28 protein-coding genes, 1 pseudogene and 1 other annotated feature are annotated in these 19,882 nt (G+C 35.4%); of the genes and pseudogenes, 27 read left to right on the top strand and 2 right to left on the bottom strand.

What is annotated here, in order from left to right; all coding sequences use genetic code 11:
• The 8 genes from GI584_RS14215 to GI584_RS14180 all read left to right on the top strand — a co-directional run bounded on the left by GI584_RS14215 (position 1) and on the right by GI584_RS14180 (position 3,675).
• Entirely contained in the window at positions 1-381 is a 381-nt protein-coding gene (locus GI584_RS14215) for a hypothetical protein (RefSeq protein WP_153791601.1), read from the top strand.
• Entirely contained in the window at positions 381-593 is a 213-nt protein-coding gene (locus GI584_RS14210; protein WP_153791600.1) for a hypothetical protein, read from the top strand. The genes GI584_RS14215 and GI584_RS14210 overlap by 1 nt, the downstream gene beginning before the upstream one ends.
• Positions 594-717: 124 nt before the next feature.
• Positions 718-873, top strand: coding sequence for a sporulation histidine kinase inhibitor Sda (gene sda, locus GI584_RS14205; protein ID WP_153791599.1), 156 nt, complete (start codon positions 718-720; stop codon positions 871-873).
• Between the two features lie 341 nt (positions 874-1,214).
• Positions 1,215-1,850, top strand: a complete 636-nt coding sequence (locus GI584_RS14200; protein ID WP_153791598.1) for a hypothetical protein — start codon at positions 1,215-1,217, stop codon at positions 1,848-1,850.
• 56 nt (positions 1,851-1,906) lie between these two features.
• Positions 1,907-2,209, top strand: a complete 303-nt coding sequence (locus tag GI584_RS14195) for a hypothetical protein (RefSeq protein ID WP_153791597.1) — start codon at positions 1,907-1,909, stop codon at positions 2,207-2,209.
• A gap of 32 nt (positions 2,210-2,241) precedes the next feature.
• A complete protein-coding gene (locus tag GI584_RS14190) occupies positions 2,242-2,505 on the top strand; it encodes a phage holin family protein (RefSeq protein WP_228552245.1) in 264 nt (87 codons plus the stop codon).
• Between the two features lie 35 nt (positions 2,506-2,540).
• Positions 2,541-3,395 (top strand): peptidoglycan DD-metalloendopeptidase family protein, encoded by an 855-nt coding sequence (locus GI584_RS14185; protein ID WP_153791596.1) that lies wholly within the window; start codon positions 2,541-2,543, stop codon positions 3,393-3,395.
• Between the two features lie 91 nt (positions 3,396-3,486).
• Positions 3,487-3,675: a hypothetical protein gene (locus GI584_RS14180; protein WP_153791595.1), complete on the top strand. Its 189-nt coding sequence runs from the start codon at positions 3,487-3,489 to the stop codon at positions 3,673-3,675.
• Here the strand turns inward: GI584_RS14180 and GI584_RS14175 are convergent.
• Complete coding sequence (locus GI584_RS14175) at positions 3,670-4,581, bottom strand: hypothetical protein (RefSeq protein ID WP_153791594.1); 912 nt, start codon at positions 4,579-4,581, stop codon at positions 3,670-3,672. The genes GI584_RS14180 and GI584_RS14175 overlap by 6 nt on opposite strands.
• Positions 4,582-4,709: 128 nt before the next feature.
• On the opposite strand from GI584_RS14175, the gene GI584_RS14170 reads away from it, so the two are divergent.
• On the top strand, positions 4,710-5,543 hold the full coding sequence (locus GI584_RS14170) for a DUF2971 domain-containing protein (RefSeq protein ID WP_153791593.1): 834 nt from the start codon (positions 4,710-4,712) through the stop codon (positions 5,541-5,543).
• Positions 5,544-5,586: 43 nt separating this feature from the next.
• On the opposite strand, the gene GI584_RS14165 is transcribed toward GI584_RS14170, so the two are convergent.
• Complete coding sequence (locus GI584_RS14165) at positions 5,587-5,961, bottom strand: YhjD family protein (protein WP_153791592.1); 375 nt, start codon at positions 5,959-5,961, stop codon at positions 5,587-5,589.
• Between the two features lie 139 nt (positions 5,962-6,100).
• Between GI584_RS14165 and GI584_RS24240 the strand changes: the two genes are divergently transcribed.
• From GI584_RS24240 to GI584_RS14080, 18 genes and pseudogenes are all read left to right on the top strand, one after another.
• Positions 6,101-6,229, top strand: coding sequence for a hypothetical protein (locus tag GI584_RS24240; protein WP_267902824.1), 129 nt, complete (start codon positions 6,101-6,103; stop codon positions 6,227-6,229).
• 131 nt (positions 6,230-6,360) lie between these two features.
• On the top strand, positions 6,361-6,765 hold the full coding sequence (locus GI584_RS14160; RefSeq protein ID WP_153791591.1) for a (deoxy)nucleoside triphosphate pyrophosphohydrolase: 405 nt from the start codon (positions 6,361-6,363) through the stop codon (positions 6,763-6,765).
• The gene (locus GI584_RS14155) at positions 6,744-7,568 is read left to right on the top strand and encodes an HNH endonuclease (protein WP_153791590.1); all 825 of its coding nucleotides are present in this window, start codon (positions 6,744-6,746) and stop codon (positions 7,566-7,568) included. Before GI584_RS14160 ends, GI584_RS14155 begins: the two co-directional genes overlap by 22 nt.
• Before the next feature lie 227 nt (positions 7,569-7,795).
• A pseudogene (locus GI584_RS14150) lies at positions 7,796-8,029 on the top strand (JAB domain-containing protein); the annotation flags it as partial.
• A gap of 188 nt (positions 8,030-8,217) precedes the next feature.
• Complete coding sequence (locus GI584_RS14145; protein ID WP_100360047.1) at positions 8,218-9,258, top strand: rod shape-determining protein; 1,041 nt, start codon at positions 8,218-8,220, stop codon at positions 9,256-9,258.
• Positions 9,259-9,270: 12 nt separating this feature from the next.
• Positions 9,271-10,149, top strand: a complete 879-nt coding sequence (mreC, locus tag GI584_RS14140) for a rod shape-determining protein MreC (RefSeq protein ID WP_153791589.1) — start codon at positions 9,271-9,273, stop codon at positions 10,147-10,149.
• Positions 10,146-10,685 (top strand): rod shape-determining protein MreD, encoded by a 540-nt coding sequence (mreD, locus tag GI584_RS14135; protein WP_100360049.1) that lies wholly within the window; start codon positions 10,146-10,148, stop codon positions 10,683-10,685. The genes mreC and mreD overlap by 4 nt, the downstream gene beginning before the upstream one ends.
• A gap of 36 nt (positions 10,686-10,721) precedes the next feature.
• Entirely contained in the window at positions 10,722-11,405 is a 684-nt protein-coding gene (gene minC / locus GI584_RS14130) for a septum site-determining protein MinC (protein WP_100360050.1), read from the top strand.
• Positions 11,398-12,195 carry a septum site-determining protein MinD gene (gene minD, locus GI584_RS14125; RefSeq protein WP_153791588.1) on the top strand — a complete coding sequence of 266 codons (798 nt, stop codon included), beginning with the start codon at positions 11,398-11,400 and terminating at the stop codon, positions 12,193-12,195. Before minC ends, minD begins: the two co-directional genes overlap by 8 nt.
• Before the next feature lie 603 nt (positions 12,196-12,798).
• Positions 12,799-13,575, top strand: a complete 777-nt coding sequence (locus tag GI584_RS14120; RefSeq protein WP_100360052.1) for a M23 family metallopeptidase — start codon at positions 12,799-12,801, stop codon at positions 13,573-13,575.
• The gene (locus GI584_RS14115; protein WP_153791587.1) at positions 13,556-14,416 is read left to right on the top strand and encodes a site-2 protease family protein; all 861 of its coding nucleotides are present in this window, start codon (positions 13,556-13,558) and stop codon (positions 14,414-14,416) included. The genes GI584_RS14120 and GI584_RS14115 overlap by 20 nt, the downstream gene beginning before the upstream one ends.
• Before the next feature lie 13 nt (positions 14,417-14,429).
• On the top strand, positions 14,430-15,878 hold the full coding sequence (locus GI584_RS14110) for a ribonuclease E/G (protein ID WP_153791586.1): 1,449 nt from the start codon (positions 14,430-14,432) through the stop codon (positions 15,876-15,878).
• A gap of 35 nt (positions 15,879-15,913) precedes the next feature.
• Positions 15,914-15,987 (top strand) — a sequence feature (ribosomal protein L21 leader region).
• Between the two features lie 14 nt (positions 15,988-16,001).
• On the top strand, positions 16,002-16,310 hold the full coding sequence (gene rplU, locus GI584_RS14105; protein WP_100360055.1) for a 50S ribosomal protein L21: 309 nt from the start codon (positions 16,002-16,004) through the stop codon (positions 16,308-16,310).
• A 12-nt stretch (positions 16,311-16,322) separates the two neighbouring features.
• A complete protein-coding gene (locus tag GI584_RS14100) occupies positions 16,323-16,655 on the top strand; it encodes a ribosomal-processing cysteine protease Prp (RefSeq protein ID WP_100360056.1) in 333 nt (110 codons plus the stop codon).
• A 14-nt stretch (positions 16,656-16,669) separates the two neighbouring features.
• Positions 16,670-16,948 carry a 50S ribosomal protein L27 gene (rpmA, locus tag GI584_RS14095; protein WP_100360057.1) on the top strand — a complete coding sequence of 93 codons (279 nt, stop codon included), beginning with the start codon at positions 16,670-16,672 and terminating at the stop codon, positions 16,946-16,948.
• Positions 16,949-17,228: 280 nt separating this feature from the next.
• Positions 17,229-17,741, top strand: coding sequence for a Spo0B domain-containing protein (locus GI584_RS14090; protein WP_153791585.1), 513 nt, complete (start codon positions 17,229-17,231; stop codon positions 17,739-17,741).
• Between the two features lie 19 nt (positions 17,742-17,760).
• Complete coding sequence (gene obgE, locus GI584_RS14085) at positions 17,761-19,041, top strand: GTPase ObgE (protein WP_100360059.1); 1,281 nt, start codon at positions 17,761-17,763, stop codon at positions 19,039-19,041.
• A 381-nt stretch (positions 19,042-19,422) separates the two neighbouring features.
• Entirely contained in the window at positions 19,423-19,875 is a 453-nt protein-coding gene (locus GI584_RS14080; protein ID WP_100360060.1) for an ACT domain-containing protein, read from the top strand.
• Positions 19,876-19,882 lie beyond the last annotated feature (7 nt).

The following is a 19,882-nucleotide window of genomic DNA, read 5'->3' as shown; positions in this document are numbered from 1 at the left end:
ATGCAAGTAACAGTAAAAGAAGTGTTTAATTTGAATGAAGGTCTTAATCATATTGTTAACAAAGAGCTACCTGTTGGGGTAGCTTTTAAATTGCAAAGAATTATAAGGGTTGTGAGTGAAGAATATAAGACAGCTCAAAACTTGCGTTCAAAACTGGTTACTAAATACAAAGAAAAGGACTTGGATAACGGTATAGTTCAACTGAAAGAAGATGAGTTAGAGGACTTTAATAAAGAACTAGAAGAGCTTCTAGCTGAGAAAGTAAATATTAATGTGAAGAAGATTAAAATCAGTGAACTAAGCAGCATTCATGCAACTCCTAAAACATTAGGGCTAATTCATAATATTTTGATAGAAAAAAATGAAGGAGAGGATCAATAATGAACTTTGAAATCAGAGCAGTAAACACCAAATATGATAACGATGAGGTTACAAGTGTGAAGGTGTCTTATTCTGCTAAAAACGAGAGCAGAAGCGTAAGTGTAAGCGGAGTATTTGAATTGACCGCAGAAGAATATAACCAAAACAGTTCGATAGATGCACTAGAAACAGAAGCACAACAGCATTTGTTGGGTGAAATTAACGACGGTTAGAGCGAAGTTTTTATGTAGTTGTTAAGAATTAGTTGTTTATTACTATATATCCCTTGCTTTATCCTTGTTTTTGTAGTAGATTGTATAATTGTGTGATTTATTAAAGTAAAGGGATGTAGAAAAAATGAGCGGATTAAAACATTTAAGTAATGATTTATTGATTGATTCTTATTTTCAAGCTGTAAAAATGGATTTGGAAAGTGATTTCATTGGATTACTATTGGATGAAATCAGTAGTAGAGGGATAGAATCGAGAATTAATCTGAACCTTGTACCTTAGAAGCTAGCCATCTAAGAAAATCCTTTTCTTTGGTACTCAGCTTTCGATTTAAAGAAGTTTCAAAATGTTTTTTTAAATTCAGGTAAGTGTCAGTTTTAGTAGGTTTCAAATCAAATTACTCCTTTATTTCACTAAGATAATATATATAGTACTATATATATTACTAAGTGTAAAAAAATACCTTTATATATACAAATATTTAGTAACAGGTCACTGGTGACTGTTTTATTTTTTGTTGTATATACATTGTAAGTCTAGTGAAAGCACCTTTTATAAGGTGTATTTTTTATGCAGGAATTTCCTCCCTTTTGTCGAATATTGATAAGGAGGAGGGAGTAAAATTGAGAATTATATTATCGATTGTGTTAATTATACTTCCAACATTAATTTTTGGTTATTTAGATAAAACTGAAGCTATGACCACAAGTTTGATTGCTGGATTTGTTTCTGCGGTCTTTTTAAACTTAGATCGCTTTGAAAGTTTTAAGGCTGGAAATTTTGAGGCTAAATTAAAACAAACTGAAAAATTGTTAGGTGAAGCTAAAGCTTCTATAGACCAACTAAAGGAAATGGTTGAACCATTAATGAACTACACAATGGTTCATATTCTCAGAGGTAATTCGGTTATAGGTGCACCTGCAAAAGACAAGGAAAAGTTATATTTACGCATTAAAGAAAATTCTAGAATATTTAAAATCGATAATCACTACCATAATCAACTTTTGAGAGATATAAAAATGAACATGATAAAAACATATTTCTATGAAATTGAGTTTGAATCGGACAGTGCTTTTGGATGGGATAAGTTAAAACCTCTTAGGGAATTTATTGACAAGTATAAAATTGAAGAGCAAAATGAATTCCCTTCAGTGGATGAGATAAAAAAGTTTTTTAGAGATAACCCTGATTTACACAATAATAAAGTTGAAAAAAGAATAGAAGACTATCAAAGAGCGCTAGAAGCATATTGGAATTAGAGATCTTTTCTGAAAGGTCTCTTTTTTAATACCCAAAAATAGTTAGGGGGCAAAGCATGACAGTCGAACTAGGTGTTTTAGTATCCATTGCAGGAATTTTTATTGCCTATCTTAGTTACCAATTAAATAGGCAAAAACAGCAAACCAAGCAACAAGAAAATATTAAAAATGATGCGACAAGAGAAGCGGTAATCGAGACTAAACTAGACAACATTAGCAATGGAGTAGACAACATTAGGATTGACTTGCGAGCCAACGAAAGGCAAATTGGAGCATTAGGTGAAAGAGTAACACGTGTGGAAGAATCGACGAAACAAGCACATAAAAGATTAGATTCAGTCAGTCCAGATAAGGGCTGACTTTTTATTTTAATTTGAAGGAGGTGATACAGGTGGAGAATCAATTATTAGAGTATGTAACAGAAGAAATGTTGATTGTTGTTGCTGTTTTATGGGTAATCGGTTTGTTTTTAAAACGTACTCCAAATTTCCCTGATTGGATAATTGTGTGGACTTTACTTGTTTTAGGAGTATTAGTTGCTGTATTTGTTATTGGATTTACAGTAGATGCCTTTATCCAAGGTGTAATTGTTGCTGGATTAGCAGTATTCGCACATCAATTAATTAAACAAACTCAAAAGAAGGATGCTGCATAATGCAGTGTCCTTAAATTATAAGGAGGAAAAATAACATGGCAACTTTTAAATGGCCATCTGATACAAAACGTATTACGAGTAAGTTCAGGACTTCTTCACGACCTAATCACAATGGTGTAGATATTGCAGAAGGTGGGTACCATCCTATTTATGCTATTGCAGCTGGTACCGTCACAAAATCTTACGCTTCCGATAGCTACGGTGAAGTTATTTTTATTAAACACATCATCAATGGACAAACTTATGAATCAGTTTACGCACACATGAAAAAGGGATCCAGAACAGTCTTCCCAGGTGATCGGGTTACGAAAGGTCAACAGATCGGTATTATGGGTAATACTGGTCATTCTACCGGTCAGCATCTACACTTTGAATTGCATAAAGGCAGATGGAATATCAACAAATCAAAGGCCGTTGATCCACTTAAATATCTTGAAAAGAATTTGGGTGGTTCATCTGATTTACTAAAAAATGGTAATGAAGGTTCAGAAGTAGGTTCCATTCAAAAGAAATTAAAGAAACTTGGATATTACACTGGAAGAGTAGACAATGACTTTGGACCATTAACCGATAAAGCCATTCGTGCATTCCAGAAGGACCAAGGTATTAAAGTTGATGGTATTGTCGGACCTGTCACACAAAGTAAATTAGAAAATGTAAGAGGAAAAACTTTATATTTACCAAAGGCAGCGCCATCTTGGAGAGTTTATCCGACAAATGTAGCACCAGTAAAAGGAAATGAAAAAGCGTTTCTTAAACCATCTAAGTTTGGTGGTCTACAATATAAAGTATTAGACACACCACAAAAAGACGTTGTAACTATTAAGACTAAAGACTTTGGTAAAGTGAACATCTATGTAGCGCCTTCTACTGGTGCTGTGATTAAGTAATTGTTATTGACTGATTGTCTATAAAATATGTATGTAATAAACTAAAGCACCGGCGTGGAAAACCGGTGCTTAAAATAATTGAGGTGATAGCATGTGCAATAATATTTTAAACGATAAAGAAAAAGAGGTACTAAATGAAATTATAGAGCATTTTGCAGATGATTGTTTTGAAAGCATTGGCTTTAATGATGATGGTGATCCGATAAGCTATGATGACGATCAGTATAGATTAGAACAGTATAAAAAATTAACGTCATTATCAGAGAAATTAGATTTATAATTCATAATAGTTATCAAATATATTCCTTACACCTTGTAATAAATAGTCACAGAAGCTTTTCGAAGTAAAACCAGAATTGTAATGTGATACAGAGTTTCTAATGGCGAAAAGAGAGTCTAAATATTGTTTTTGGCGTTTATCAACGCTAAATGGTTCTTTTTTCATCAAGGCAATATAATCCTTGTGCGTAGGACTCTTAGAAAAATTAGGTGGCAAGGATTCTTGTTTTTCTAAAATAATATGTAATAAGTGCTCAATAACTCCGCCTAGACCAGTAGCTGCAATGTAAAATTTTTGATGATTATATGCATATAGGCATTCTATAAATTCAGCATTAAATTGATCAATGTCAATCTTCTCTAACATATCTTCGAAATTGTATTGGTCGATATGCAACCTCAATTCATTAAAGTCCACCAATTCGATTGGTTGAATTTGAAGATCTCTAGATGCGCTTTTATATTCTACTTCAACATATTTCGCTGCATAGCTAATAGGGTTAGTATTTACTTCAGATGAATGAAGACTATTTTCCAAAATTTGATCAGGATCGAAATCAAAGAGATCTTTCCCAAATAAGTAGCTTAATTTCGTTTTAACATTTCTTTCTCTTCGAAATAAAAAAGTATTAGTAATATCAATTGCGTCATAAACTTTGCATTTCTCACCCATAAATATTGTTGCAAATATTACTGGGGCTAAATTATTACTATTATGTACATGAGCGAAATGCAATGTTAAATCACTTGTCATCCATGAAAATAGAATTTCATTTGTTTGGTTATCTCCAATTATCTCCCTTACGTTTTTGAAATATTCTTCTTTAGCTATTGCATAAAATTCCTCATAAATATGCGGTTCTTGAATGCCTTTCTTTAAAATCTGACGAAAATCATGATTGGTCAAACTATCACCTCTTAATTTTCTAATATGTACATTCTTCTACACCAATCAACAAAATTCCTGCAATTTGTAGAAAATTCTTTTTAATTAAATTAATATGGTATTATAGAAAGTAAATAAAGGAGGCTATGATGATCAGTGAATACAGTGGGAATCTAAGAAAATTTATTATAGCTAGAGATGATTTTTTAAGCAAATATGAATATAATAACGAGTACAATATTAACAACATTAAGGACAAATCTATTACCAATAACACAGTCATTTGGAAGTTTATGAGTTTTGCAAAATTTATATCCTTGTTAGAAAATGAAGCTTTATACTTCTCCAAACCGTTGTATTTTAGAGATCCGTATGAAGGGGCATATTCAGAAAGTGACATTTACCGAATATTAGGATCATCAGCAGAAATCTTTGATGAAGAAAAGCAAGAGTATAGGTTGAATCAAGATCAAATTAATGAATTGTACAAAAAGAATGAAATAGAACTCGATTATGTGGGCGTGTCATGCTGGCATTTAAACGATGAAGAATCCGCAGCAATGTGGGATTTATATTGTAGTAGAGATGAGGGTATAGCGATCAGAACTACTCTCGGAAAACTACTTGCATCAGTAGACCAAGATCAGGGTTATGATATGAAATATGGATTAGTAAACTATATAGATTATGCAGATGACATGGCTGGAATAAATACATATGAAACACTATTTTATAAGCGTAAATCTTTTGCTCATGAGCAAGAATTCAGGTTGATTGTGTTTGAATCAGAAGAAGATTTGTTTTTTGGAAGATCTGGAGCGAATGTAAGATTCAATTTAGAACTGTTAATTGATCAAATATATATACCTCCAACAGCTCCAGTATGGTTTAATAACCTGGTATCGTCAGTGGTAGACCGTTATCACATTAAAAAAGAAGTACTCCAATCTAATCTTTATAGAGGGCCAAGAGTTGTAAAGTGATTCTAGTGTTTTTCCTTACTAAGTGTATAGTCCATTAAAGGGACTATACACTCTCCCGTATATCAATTATCTTAAACAACTCCTCTAATATAACAAGCACCTTCTTCCGAATAGCCGGATTAAAGTATCTCCTTTTTTCTTCCTTTCTTTTTGAGTAATACGTGTATTCCGTAAATTGATCGGACTTATCGGTTAATAATACACTTAACTTATTCATATGCATCTGCTGCTTAAATTCCCGTCGTTCCTCAATGGCTTTTTTCTCAACTGATTCCAGCATCTTTATATAAGGCTCGTTAATTTTAAATATGCTATTGTTACGTAATGTATGGAGATCCTTCTGTATCACTTCAATGGCCATACTTAAAAACAAATAACTACTTGCAATTTTGAATTCTTCATCTGTTATATATCGCATAAAATCACCTCATCAACAAGAACGTTTGTTCTTATTATATGCGCAAGAAATAATTTTATGCAAATTGTATTTTTTGGAAGGGATTTAACATTTAGTGTCGAAAGTAATAGTATATATGTCATAGTGGGAGGATGGTAAAATGCTAAAAAAAACATCCCATCAAGACCTACTCAACGGACTAACGAAGGAAGACATTGATCGCATCAATGAAGAATTAGATACACTTATCCAAGAAAGAGAAGAAGGAAAAAGAGATGCACCTACTTAATTGTAGGTGTTTTTTCTTATGGAAATATTATAGAATATTCTTAGAAACTGGATTAGCCATATACTTACTAAATATAAAGATCCAGCAACTATATATGTGTTTATACTTGAGTATTAAGGGAGGATAGGGGATTGATAACAGTTACAGCAGCTATAATTGTTTCCAATAGAAAAGTGTTGATCACAAAACGAAGTGAAAATATGAGTATACCAAATTTGTGGGAGTTTCCTGGTGGGAAATTGAAAGAAAATGAATCACTGGAGGATTGTGTCGTAAGAGAAATTAATGAAGAGCTAAGAGTACGCATTAAAGTATTAAGACATTTCACAACCAATCACCACAGATACGATTTTGGTTATATTAAACTAATATCGTTTATTACAAAAATAGAAAGTGGATTTATTGAATTAAAAGAACATGCTGATATCAAATGGGTGGGTGTAGATGATTTAAGTAATTATAAATTTGCACCAGCAGATATTCCTGTTGTTAGAAAATTAGAGGAGGAAGGTATATGGGCTTCGATCCAGGATTAAATATTGGTCAAGTAATTACAAATGATCAAATTAGAGATATTTTTAAATGTGGCAATATGGGGGGGATGAGAAAATCAAATACTACAAACACGTTAGTCATTGTAACCGATCATACCAAAGGATTATATGAAGATCGTTGGGAAGGAGATGTTCTTCATTATACTGGAATGGGCAAGAATGGTGATCAGGATATTAATTTTTCACAAAACCGTACGTTAAATGAATCAAATTCAAACGAAGTAGAAGTATTTCTTTTTGAGGTGATTAAAGAAAGAGAGTATACATATTTGGGACCAGTAATATTATATGGGACACCATATCAAGATGAACAACCAGGTGAAGATGAACAAAAAAGAAAAGTCTGGGTATTTCCAATTAAGTTGAAATATAGTGAAAAAGCACATTTAATAGCAAAAGAATTGATGGACAAAGATTTTTTTCGAAAACAGAAAAAAGTTGTGCGCTTAACTACTCTTGAATTGAGGAAAAGAGCAGAACAAACCAGATCAACAGTAGTAGGTTCCCGAAATACGCTTGTGAACACTTATGAGAGAAATTTATATGTAACTGAATATGCCAAGAGAAGAGCCAATGGAATTTGTGAATTATGTGAACAACCGGCACCTTTTTTAAATAAAAAAGGTGAACCCTATCTGGAGACACACCACATAGATTGGCTATCAAATGGTGGTAAAGATACTATTAAAAATACAGTTGCACTATGTCCTAACTGTCATAGAAAAATGCATGCTGTAGATTCTAAAGAAGACATTATCAAGCTTAAAGAAATTCGAAAGTTTTGAGGAAATGAATTTTCAAACATAGAGCTTGAAAATACATAAGGTAAAGATAACAAGCACCTACCGAATAAGTAGATGCTTGTTTAAGTGACACAAAAAGTGACAAACGCGTAAAATTTATGTCACTTTTAACGAATTAAGAAAATGCAAGATCAAGCGTATGGTGTGTAAAACACCGTCATATCAATGTTTTTAAAGTTATATAATTTTAGATAAAGTTTAGAGGTAAAAATGCTTCCATCGTCCACCCTCGCGAAGTTTACCGCGAAGCAATCAAAAGATCTGCAGCTTCCATCATTTGTGCACATAACCATCCTTCAGGTGATCCATCCCCTTCTCAAGAAGACATTCATGTTACCAAGCGATTATTAGAAAGTGGAAAAATGATAGGTATCGAACTTTTGGATCATTTGATTATAGGTGATCACAAGTTTATTTCATTAAAAGAAAAAGGGTACTTATAGCACTATCTATTTTTGTTAAAGTTAAGTATAATAGAGGTAACAAGCTTTTATAGCGCCTTATACAAGATTGCTTGTATAAAGGCGCTTATTATTGTGAAAAGAATACAATTTCTTGATTGAAATCCAATAAAAGCATAAAATATTGAAGTGAATGTTTTGTATAATTATGGCTGAGAGGAAGAACAAGATTGGGAATATTTAATTTATCACAAGATTTAGGGATTGATTTAGGTACAGCAAACACATTAGTATTCATCAAAGGTAAAGGCATTGTTGTGCGCGAACCTTCCGTTGTAGCAATAAATAAAACAACAGGTGATATTGAAGCAGTTGGAAGTGATGCAAGGAATATGATTGGTCGAACTCCAGGAAATATTCAAGTAATTCGTCCGATGAAAGACGGTGTTATTGCGGATTATGATACAACTGCATCGATGATGAAATATTATATCAAATTAGCACAGAAAAATAGATCCAGCTTTGCGAAAAAACCTAATGTAATGGTATGTGTGCCATCTGGGATAACCATGGTGGAAGAGAGAGCTGTAATTGATGCAACCAAACATGCAGGTGCAAAAGATGCATTTCCAATTGCAGAGCCATTTGCTGCAGCTATTGGTGCTGGTTTACCTGTGTGGGAGCCAACTGGTAGTATGATTGTAGATATCGGTGGAGGAACAACGGAAGTTGCGGTTATTTCTCTTGGTGGTATTGTAACAAGCAGGTCTATTCGTACAGCTGGTGATGATATGGATGAAGCAATCATTCAGTATATAAAAAGAACGTATAACCTTATGATTGGGGAGCGTTCTGCGGAATCACTAAAATTAGATATAGGATCTGCTAAACCTTCGTCTGAAAAGGAACAAATGGATATTCGTGGACGTGATTTATTAACAGGGTTACCAAAAACAATTAGTGTTACCGCATCTGAAATAGCTTCGGCATTGAAAGATACTGTTGATTCTATTGTAGAAGCGGTGAAAAGTACTTTAGAACGTACACCACCAGAGCTTGCAGCAGATATTATGGACAGAGGCATTGTGCTGTCCGGTGGGGGAGCACTGTTAAAAGATTTAGATGAAGTGATTAGTGATCAAACAAAAATGCCAGTATTTGTTGCGGATGAACCGTTAGATAGTGTCGCGATCGGAACAGGTAAATCCCTGGAATATATTGAGCATTTCCGGTCACATCCAAATGTAGGGGTGCAGCGCTTATCAGATTAAGAAGGTGTTATGATGTTTTATAAAAAAAGGCGACTATTTATATTAATGATTTCGTTAATCATCATTGTTGGTTTGATTGGTTTTTCGTTAAGAGAACGCACCAACCTCACAATAATTGAAGATTTTATTCATGACAGTGTAGGTTGGGCGCAGGAAGTAATTAATATGCCGATTGCATTTACAACTAACGTTGCGGGTAATATCAAAGAAATACGCAATGTCTATCGTGAAAATCAACAATTAAAATCAAGTTTAGACGAGATAAGACAGTTAGAATATGAAAATCAAGAGTTGACGAAAGAAATTGATGAATTAAAAGAGCTACTGGATAAATCAGAATCTGACTTTCTACAGAATTTTGATGCTATTCAGGCATCCGTTATGGCAAGAAGCAAGGATCAATGGTTTAAGCAAATCACCATTAATAAAGGAACACAGCATGGTGTAGAGCCAAATATGTCAGTTGTAACAGGAAAAGGGATGATAGGGAAAGTTCAAACTAGTTCACCTTTTACATCAACCGTGTTATTGCTTAACGGATTCGACCGTACCAATCGGATTTCAGTAAATATATATAAAGGAGATAAAGAAACGGATAATTCAGGATTCATCGTTGGTTATGATGAAGAGACGGAATTACTTTTATTGGAAATGAATGATAATGACAAGGATTTAAAAGAAGGTCAATATGTATTTTCTTCAGGACTTGGCGGAGTTTTCCCTAAGGGGCTTGAAATTGGTGAAGTGGTTGATGTAGAAGCTGACCGTTATGAATTAACAAGTATAGCACATGTACGACCATCAGCTGATTTAACTGATTTAAATCATGTAATTGTCATAGATCGATCAATGACAACAGTAGATGAGCAAACAGAGGAGGAGGAATCATGAAACGGATGATCCCTTTTCTTATTGCTCTCATCTGCTTTATCTTAGTGATACTGGAAGGAACATTGGCACAGATTAATCCTCCATTTGTGAAAGATGAATGGGTATTTGTATCACATTTTCTATTTTTGTTTCTGTTATATGTCACGATCTTTTTTGAAAAAGAATCTACGTATTATGCAATTTCACTGTCGATTATATTTAGCTTAATTATCGATATTGTTTATACGGATGTGATAGGAGTATACATATTTGCTCATACAGCAGTGTTATACGCAGTAAGAGGATTAATGAAGGTGTTACAATCGAACTTTTTGATTGCTTTATTGATGACGATTGTAGGGGTTGTAGCTACAGACATTTTGATCTTTTTCCTTTATAATGTTATTCAAGTACATGTTGACAGTTGGGATTTATATTGGAAGCATCGATTAATTCCAACTAGTATATGGAATAGTTTATTTGGCTTGCTTATTTATCTTATCTTTGCAAAAAAATTAACAAAATGGTCGTACATTAAATTTGAACGGTCAGATTGATAACGGTTAGTGAATGTTTTAAGGGGTTGAATAGAAGTGGCATCAAATAAATGGATTACAATAAAGGGAACGAGAGATGGTCTAACCCTTTTTATGAATGATCAATGTGCATGGAATATGCTGCTGGAGGAATTGGGAGAGATTCTTACCACAAAACATATGGCAGCGGATGAGCCATTGATTACGGTGAAAATAGAATTAGGGAACCGTTATATTACGAATCAGCAGGAACAAACATTACGAGAAGTTATTCGTAAGCATAATAAGTTGGTGGTTGATCAAATCGCTTCAAATGTTATTTTAAAAGAAGAAGCGTTACAATGGAAAAAAGAGACAGATGTCAATTTACACAATAAGATTGTTCGTTCTGGACAAGTACTAGAGATTAATGGCGACTTATTATTGGTTGGTGATGTGAACCCAGGTGGTAGAATAGTAGCGACTGGTAATATTTTTGTGATGGGTAGTTTGAGAGGGATTGCACATGCTGGTGCAGATGGAAATAGAGATGCTGTGATAGCAGCTGCACATATGGCACCTAGCCAATTACGGATAGCGGAAGTAATTAGCAGGTCTCCAGATGCTGACTCGGAAGGTGCTCCTATGGAATGTGGTTTTATTGACTCAAGGAGTGAACAAATTGTTATGGACCGCATTAGTACTATCGCGAGATCGCGTCCAGAATTAAATGCTTTTGAAAGGAGAGTTATGAATGGGTGAAGCTATCGTTATTACTTCTGGTAAAGGTGGTGTCGGTAAAACGACTACTACGGCAAATCTAGGAACTTCATTAGCATTACTAGACAAGAAAGTATGTTTAATAGATACGGATATTGGACTACGGAATTTAGATGTTATCATGGGGCTGGAAAATCGTATCATTTATGATATTGTCGATGTGCTGCAAAAAAGGTGTAAAATTTCTCAGGCATTAATCAAAGACAAACGATTTGACTGTTTATATTTATTGCCTGCAGCACAAACAAGTGATAAATCGGCACTAACTCCTGAAGGAATGGTGGAAATTATAGAAGAATTGAAACCAGAATATGATTACATATTAATTGATTGCCCGGCAGGTATTGAACAAGGTTATCGTAATGCGGTGGCTGGGGCTGATAAATCGATTGTTGTGACAACTCCTGAGAAATCAAGTGTAAGGGATGCTGATCGAATTATTGGTTTATTAGAACAAGAAGATATGGAAGCTCCTCATTTAGTTATTAATCGAATCCGAAACCACATGGTGAAAAATGGGGATATGCTAGATGTGGATGAGATTGTACAAGTATTGTCGATAGATTTATTAGGAATTGTTGCTGATGATGATGATGTAATTAAAGCATCTAATCACGGTGAACCAGTTGCCTTTCAACCAAATACAAGAGCATCCATTGCTTATCGTAATATTGCAAGGCGAATACTAGGCGAATCCGTACCACTACTCTCGTTGGAGGAAAAAGTAACCTTCTTAGACAAAGTAAAAAAAGCGCTCGGAATAAAAAAATAACCAAGACGAAAGAGTTTGCTTACCATCAAGCAAACTCTTTTTTTTTTGCATCATACTCCGCCCCACGTCAACAACGCTTTAAACATAAACTACGAAGGTAGATTTACTTTCTTCCATTCTTTTAAAGTTAAGTGCTAATTCGTCGCTGCGGAAAAATACTCCCTTTCCAGGGGCACGGCCTCAGCTAACTTGATGAAGAAAATCGCTTCACCAAGTGGATCTTCGGCTCGCGCTATTCCCCCAGGAGTGTCGCATTTTTCCGCAGCTTAGTATAGCTTTCTAATAATGCAACAGGAAAGCAAATGAATATAGTTCCATGAATTCTCCCCTTTTCATAATCAGTACACTAAAATAAGCGTAGGCAGAATGCGGAGACTCCTATGGGACAGCGAAAGCTGAAGATCCACTTTGCAAAGTGGTTTTCTTTGCAAAGTTAGCTGAAGCCGAGCCCACAGAAAGCGGAGCGTTCTGCCAGAGCAAATGGTAGCACTCTGTTTAGGTGATTTTTGTATCAATCCTTTAAAAATTTTTTTCGCTCTTTTTCATATTATTATGGTTGTCCACATATATTGTACAAACGTTGGAAAAAAGGAATGGATGCTGATGAAAAAAGATAATCTATCACAAATACGTCAAAATATTACGAAAAGAAAACAATCTAAAAAGAAAATCACATCTTCACGCTTATCAAATGTTAAACACCATAGTTATTTAAACCAGGCTTACATGGAAGACGAAGAAAGACATGGATACTCTCCAAGTCTTGGAGGCTATGACAACCAAAGTGACCAAGCCTATTTAAAGCCTTTTCTCGTTAAAAGTATTGTTGCTGCCATTATTTTTTTTGTTACAGTGTTCTCAACGGCGTCCAATCAGCAATGGCTTGAACAACCACGGAACTGGGTGAATTATGCGATGACAGAAGAATTCCCTTTTGCAAGTGTTAATGCATGGTATCAAGCGCAATTTGGTGCACCATTTGCAATAGAAGCAGATCTTGGTGGCGAAGAAGCTACGGAACCTACTGCATTACCTGTGTCAGGCCAGGTAAACCAGACTTTTCAAGAAAATGGAGAAGGTATACTGATCTCATCTGCTGAAGAAACAGAGGTGATTGCTGTAGATGAAGGTACCGTTTTATTCGCAGGTAATGATCGTGAAACTGGAAAAACGGTGATTGTACAACATGCAGATCGCAGTAAATCGATCTATGGAAATTTAACCAATATTGATGTTCATTCCTATCAATCTATTCGAGCAAATCAGAAACTCGGTAGTTACGAACCTTCTGAGACAAATGCAGCAATGTACTTTGCCATTGAAAAAAATCGTGAATACTTAGATCCGATTCGGGTGATGCATGTTGACGAACAACCTTAAACTACCTCCTATTCATATTCATCCAATTTTATTTTTTTTCTTACTGGTCGCTATGCTTACCGGTATGTTAGTGGAATTTTGCATTATTTTTTTGATTGTTTTTATACATGAATTAGGACATTATACTTGCGCGCGCGTTTTCAGGTGGCGAATTCGGCGCATTTTTTTGTGGGTTTTTGGTGGAGTGATGGAAACTGATGAGTATGGAACAAGGCCATTACGTGAAGAATTTCTAGTAACAATTGCGGGACCATTACAACATATTGCCATCTATTTCGTTATCTACATTCTGGATATCGGTGCCTTCCTGCCAGAGTCAACATTAATGCTTGCATATCAATATAATTCATTCATATTAATTGGGAATTTATTACCGATATGGCCGCTTGATGGTGGAAAGCTTGTTCAACTAAGTTTGGATTCTTTTTTTTCCTTTCAAGTTTCTCATAAGTGGATGATTATGATCTCAGTTGTGACGATTGTTTTTGTATGTTTCTATGTATATAGTCAGGAATGGCTTTCTTTAAGTTTTGTTTTACTTATGATTTTTTTAATTTGGGAAAATCGATTAGAATGGAAACGAAGGTATTTTAAATGGTGGCGTTTTATATGGAGTCGATATAGTGAGACTACTAAGTATCCTAAGCATAGGGAAATTGAAGTCCCTGCATCCATTAGTTTATTGGAATTGTTTCGCTTATTTAAAAGAGACACCTTTCACCGTATCAAAGTATGTGATCAACATGGAAAGATTTATTGGTTATCGGAACGAGATTGTCTACGAAGTTATTTCGATCAGAAAAATATTCACGCGAGTGTAGGCCAATTGCTTACAGGATAGAAAGAGGATTAAGATGAAGAAATTACACTTTTATACAAGCTGTTCGGAAAAAATCGGACTGCTATTTGAAGGAAAGCAATGTATCGATATTTTTATCGATCGACAGTCAACAGACGCTCGTTTAGGAACTATCTATAAAGGAAAGGTACGAAATGTTGACGAAAGTATTGAAGCTGCATTTATCGATATTGGTGAGAAGAAAGTTGGTTTTCTGCCAAAAAGTGAAGTGCCATTTTTAGGGGCGAAAGATAAACTTTCCTCTTATTTAACGGGTGGAGCCAGTATTATTGTTCAGGTTATTAAAGAGGCGTATCAAGATAAAGGTCCAAGACTTACAGCTAATATAACGCTTACGGGACAGCAAATTATATATTTACCAAAAGGAAATTATGTCGCCAGTTCAAAAAAATTATCACAACAATTAACGGATAAATGGAAAAATTTCCTGACAGAACAACTATCTTCTACCGAAGGAGCAATATTAAGAACAGAAATAGCAAATGCTGAAATCGAACAAGTATTAAATGAATTAGACGATAGCAGAAAAAGATGGAAGCAATTGGAAAGTGAAGCATCACGACATAAAGCACCGTATTTCCTTTTTCAATATCCAATAGTGCCGGATCAAATGTTAAATCAATATAAAAACGAAACATTTCTTGACATTACCTTTGATAAGCGACATACGTTTGCTGAAATGAAGAGAGATTTCCCGACCTTAGCAGATAAGATGAGGATTAGAAAAGAGGCTCATCAAATTGCAGGAAAACATGTCAATCAATGGATAACAGAAGCGATTAATCCGGTTGTTCATAAACAGGATGGTATTACATTAACAGTGGAACAAACAGAGGCATTATCAGTGATCGATATTGACAGTAGCCGTTTTACCAGTCGCCAAAACAAACAAGAAACAATTTTTCGCATTAATCAACATTCTATCAGATATTGTGTGGAAGAAATTCGCAAACGTAATATCTCAGGCATTATAATAATTGATTTTTTGAAAATGGGGAAAAAAGAGGAAGCTGTTATTGTAAAAGAATTAAAAAACGCATTACGAGAAGATCCAGTTCGAACAGAAGTATTTGGTTTTACACAACTTGGATTTTTGGAAATGACAAGAAAACGAGAAAGAACAGGACTCTTGGAACTTTTGACCAATCGAGCATCAAGTAGAGAACCTGTATTATCAGTAGAGACGATGGGTTATCAACTGGAACGTGAACTGTTAGAATGGAATCGAAATACGGAATGTATATTACTTGCACTTCATCCAGAGCTACACATCTTTTTGAAAGAAACGCTGACTGATGATGTTTTATCTAACATTCAAATCGAATTGTATTATTATACAGATGAATCCGTTCCATATTATCAGATTATTCGTTCTGGCAGTAAGGAACTAATAAGCTTGTATATGGCAGACAATCAGGAAATAGTCATTGACAAGTTGCTTTAAGATATGGTAAGATCGTTTTGTTGTTTATGTAGCACCCGTTGCTACAACCGCGCAGAACAGGTCTTTAAAGCTTTGATAAGCTACCTGTATGGCGAGTCTGAGTCTATGAGGAGGTGCAAGAGAATGTACGCTATTATTGAAACTGGTGGAAAACAAGTAAAAGTAGAAGAAGGTCAAGCAATTTTTATTGAGAAACTAGCAGCTGAAGCTGGTGAATCAGTAACATTTGACAAAGTACTTGCAGTAGGTGGAGAAGATGCAAAATTTGGTACTCCATACGTTGACGGAGCTTCTGTGACTGCGAAAGTAGAAAAACAAGGCCGTCAAAAGAAAATCACTGTATTTAAGTACAAGCCAAAGAAAAACTATTCACGTAAACAAGGTCACCGTCAGCCATACACAAAAGTCACCATTGAGAAAATCAATGCATAAGGCTTTGTTTGTATGATTAACGTGATAATTGAGCGTGAGCAAACGTATATAAAGTCATTTACACTGACAGGGCATGCTGGAAGTGGTCCAGCAGGGCATGATTTAGTTTGTGCCGCTGTTTCTGCGATCTCTTTTGGTTCTGTCAATGCAGTGTTTTCGCTATGTGAGATTGATTTGGATATTGACCAAGCCGGTGATGAAGGTGGTTATCTCAAAGTCACTATTCCTGAATATTTGGATGATCAACTTTTAGAAAAAGTATCATTACTCTTTGAAGGTATGGTGATCTCTTTACAAACCGTCGAGCGGGATTATGGTCAATATGTATCTATCTCTGAAAAATAAGGAGGTGCAACGATATGCTACGTCTAGATTTACAGTTTTTCGCAACGAAAAAAGGTGTAGGTAGTACGAAAAACGGTCGTGACTCTGAGTCTAAACGTTTAGGTGCTAAACGTGCAGACGGTCAAATCGTTTCAGGTGGTTCAATCCTTTATCGTCAACGTGGTACAAAAGTTTACCCAGGTGTAAACGTAGGCCGTGGTGGAGATGACACACTATATGCTAAAGCAGACGGTGTGGTTAAATTCGAACGCCTAGGACGCGATCGCAAAAAAGTTAGTGTATATCCTGCATAAGGAAATAAAAAGGCTCTAATCTTTCAAGGTTAGAGCCTTTTATTTTGAACTAAAAAAAAGATAAATAGTTCACAAAATACATAAGTTACGAAGTAATTCTTATATGGATATCCATTATTTGAATCTTAATTTTAAACAGTGTAGCAATACGCTCCGGCAAGAAAAATCTCTTTCCGCGGACACGGCAATCTGCTTCCTTAGAATACAGAATGCGTTTTCTATGGATGAATCTTCTGGTTTTCTATGCTATAATTTGCTTATTGTGTGAGGGGTGAAGACGTTGAAAGAACAAGATGTAGTCGAAATGTTGCGTCATTATCGTCACGACTGGCTTAATGACATGCAATTAATTTTGGGCTATGCTCAAATGGGGAAATTAGATAAAATACAAAGTAAAATAACGGAAGTGATGGAAAGGTCGAATCAGGAACGTGGTTTGGACCGATTAAATATACCTAAAACGATGGTCTGGCTGTATCAACTGAATTGGCGATCGGGAACCTTTCAGTTGCATTTCCAATCATTAATTGAGGAACAACCGACCATCATTAATGATGAAGAATTACTGGCCAAAGTACAAAAAATATTTCAAATATTACCTTCATATCAAAAGGAATATGAAGAATATATCGGTACGCTTATTTTCAAAAAAGTGAACCATACTATACATATTCACTTAACATTTGATACTAATTGGATCAATATAGATGCATTGAAACAGAAATTAGAATCTTTATCCTTTATTCAAAATGTAACAATACAAGAGAAGTTGAGGATAGAGTGGCAAGAATAATGAAAGAAGGTGAGATAGCATGTTTGTCGATCAGGTTAAAGTATATGTAAAAGCCGGGGACGGAGGTAACGGTATTGTTGCTTTTAGGCGTGAAATATATGTCCCAATGGGAGGTCCTGCTGGTGGTGATGGCGGTGATGGCGGTGATATCGTCTTTGAAGTTGATGAAGGCTTAAACACGCTAATGGACTTTCGCTATCAAAAACACTTTAAAGCTAAACGCGGTGAAAACGGTATGGGTAAAGGCATGCATGGGAAGAATTCAGAACCATTAGTATTGTCAGTACCACCAGGAACTTCTGTGAAAGATGTTAACACAGGGGAAGTACTTGCCGATTTGATTGAACATAAACAACAGGCAGTCATTGCAAAAGGTGGACGAGGTGGACGAGGAAATATTCGGTTTGCATCTCCTAGAAATCCCGCCCCGGAAATTGCAGAAAATGGTGAGCCTGGTGTGGAACGTGATATCCAAATCGAATTAAAATTAATTGCCGATGTCGGTTTAGTAGGATTCCCAAGTGTGGGTAAGTCTACCCTGTTATCAACCGTAAGTGCGGCAAGACCCAAAATAGCCGATTATCATTTTACTACCTTACAACCTAATTTAGGAGTAGTTGATACAGCTGACCAACGCAGTTTTGTTTTGGCAGACCTTCCTGGTTTAATTGAAGGTGCACATGAAGGTGTCGGGCTTGGTCATCAATTTTTACGACATGTCGAACGTACACGTGTTATTTTACACGTATTAGATATGGCAGCAACAGAGGGTCGAGATCCATATGAAGATTTTATAACGATTAATAAAGAATTGGAGCAATACGACCCGACACTGTTAGAGCGTCCGATGATCATAATTGCTAATAAAATGGATTTGCCGGAAGCAGAGGAACAGCTTGCCTTTTTTAAAGAACAATTAGAAGAAGATTATCCGATCTTCCCGATCTCAACTGTTACCAAAGATGGAATTCGTGATTTATTATTTGCAGTAGCGAACAAACTCGATGAAATTCCGAAAAATTATAAACCAGTTGAAGATGTTGAGGATCGAGTCGTTTATCGATTTGAAAAAGAAGAAAAAGCTTTCTCTATTACTCGTGATCCTGATGGAGCATATGTATTATATGGAGAAAAAATTGAGAAGTTATTTAAGATGACCGATTTTAGTCGTGATGAGTCGGTTCAACGTTTCTCAAGACAACTACGTGGAATGGGTGTAGATGATGCATTGAGAGAACGGGGAGCAAAAGACGGAGATACTGTTCGACTACTTGATTATGAATTTGAGTTTATGGAATAATAACAATATGCTTAGTAGCAAGACCATCCGTTGATAGGAAAAGTGAAGAGCGCCCGTTCAGTAACGTAAAAACTGCGCCTGAGCAACACGGGTGGATCGATGTTGCCGCATAAAGTGGCGATTATAATCGATCATACTTCCGGAAGAAGATAAAGGAAACACGGTGAGCTGAAATCGAATCGATGTTGACTTATCGTACGGAGGTGAGGGAAGTTTGCTAGTTGCTGGGCACGCGGAGTTAGACATCTCTGTTTATACTTTCCTGACGCATTAGAAAAAACTTGGCTTATCGCCAAGTGCTTATGGCGAAAGCCTTAGTTTTACTTATACTATAATCCAAAAAATTATATCTATTCCTATAGTATAAAAAGGGGAATGTGGATGTCTGCGAAAAATGAAAAGTTCTATCTGGTGAGTGAAGATTTTTTACCGGATGGAATGAAAAAAACATTGGAAGCGAAAAAATTATTAGAAAATCACAAAGTGGATTCTATTCATGAAGCTACGCGTCAGGTGGGTTTGTCGCGTAGTGTCTTTTATAAATATCGTGATGCCGTCTTCCCATTTCAACATATGGTTAAAGAGCATATGATTACGCTGTTTTTTCATTTGGAAGATCAAACAGGGGTATTATCTCATCTTTTATCCGTTGTTGCGCAGGCCGGATGTAATATTTTAACGATACACCAGACTATCCCAATTCAAGGGAAAGCGAACGTAACATTATCGTTGAATACAAACGGAATGACAATTGAGATTGATCAGCTTTTATATAATTTAAAACGGATTGATTTTGTCAATCAGGTAGAAATATTAAGTTCAGGTGTTTCATAACATAGGG

It is taken from the genome of Gracilibacillus salitolerans (genome assembly GCF_009650095.1).
GTDB lineage: Bacteria > Bacillota > Bacilli > Bacillales > Amphibacillaceae > Gracilibacillus > Gracilibacillus salitolerans.
Note: the sequence above shows the minus strand (reverse complement) of the source record. Positions and strands in the feature narration are given on the sequence as shown.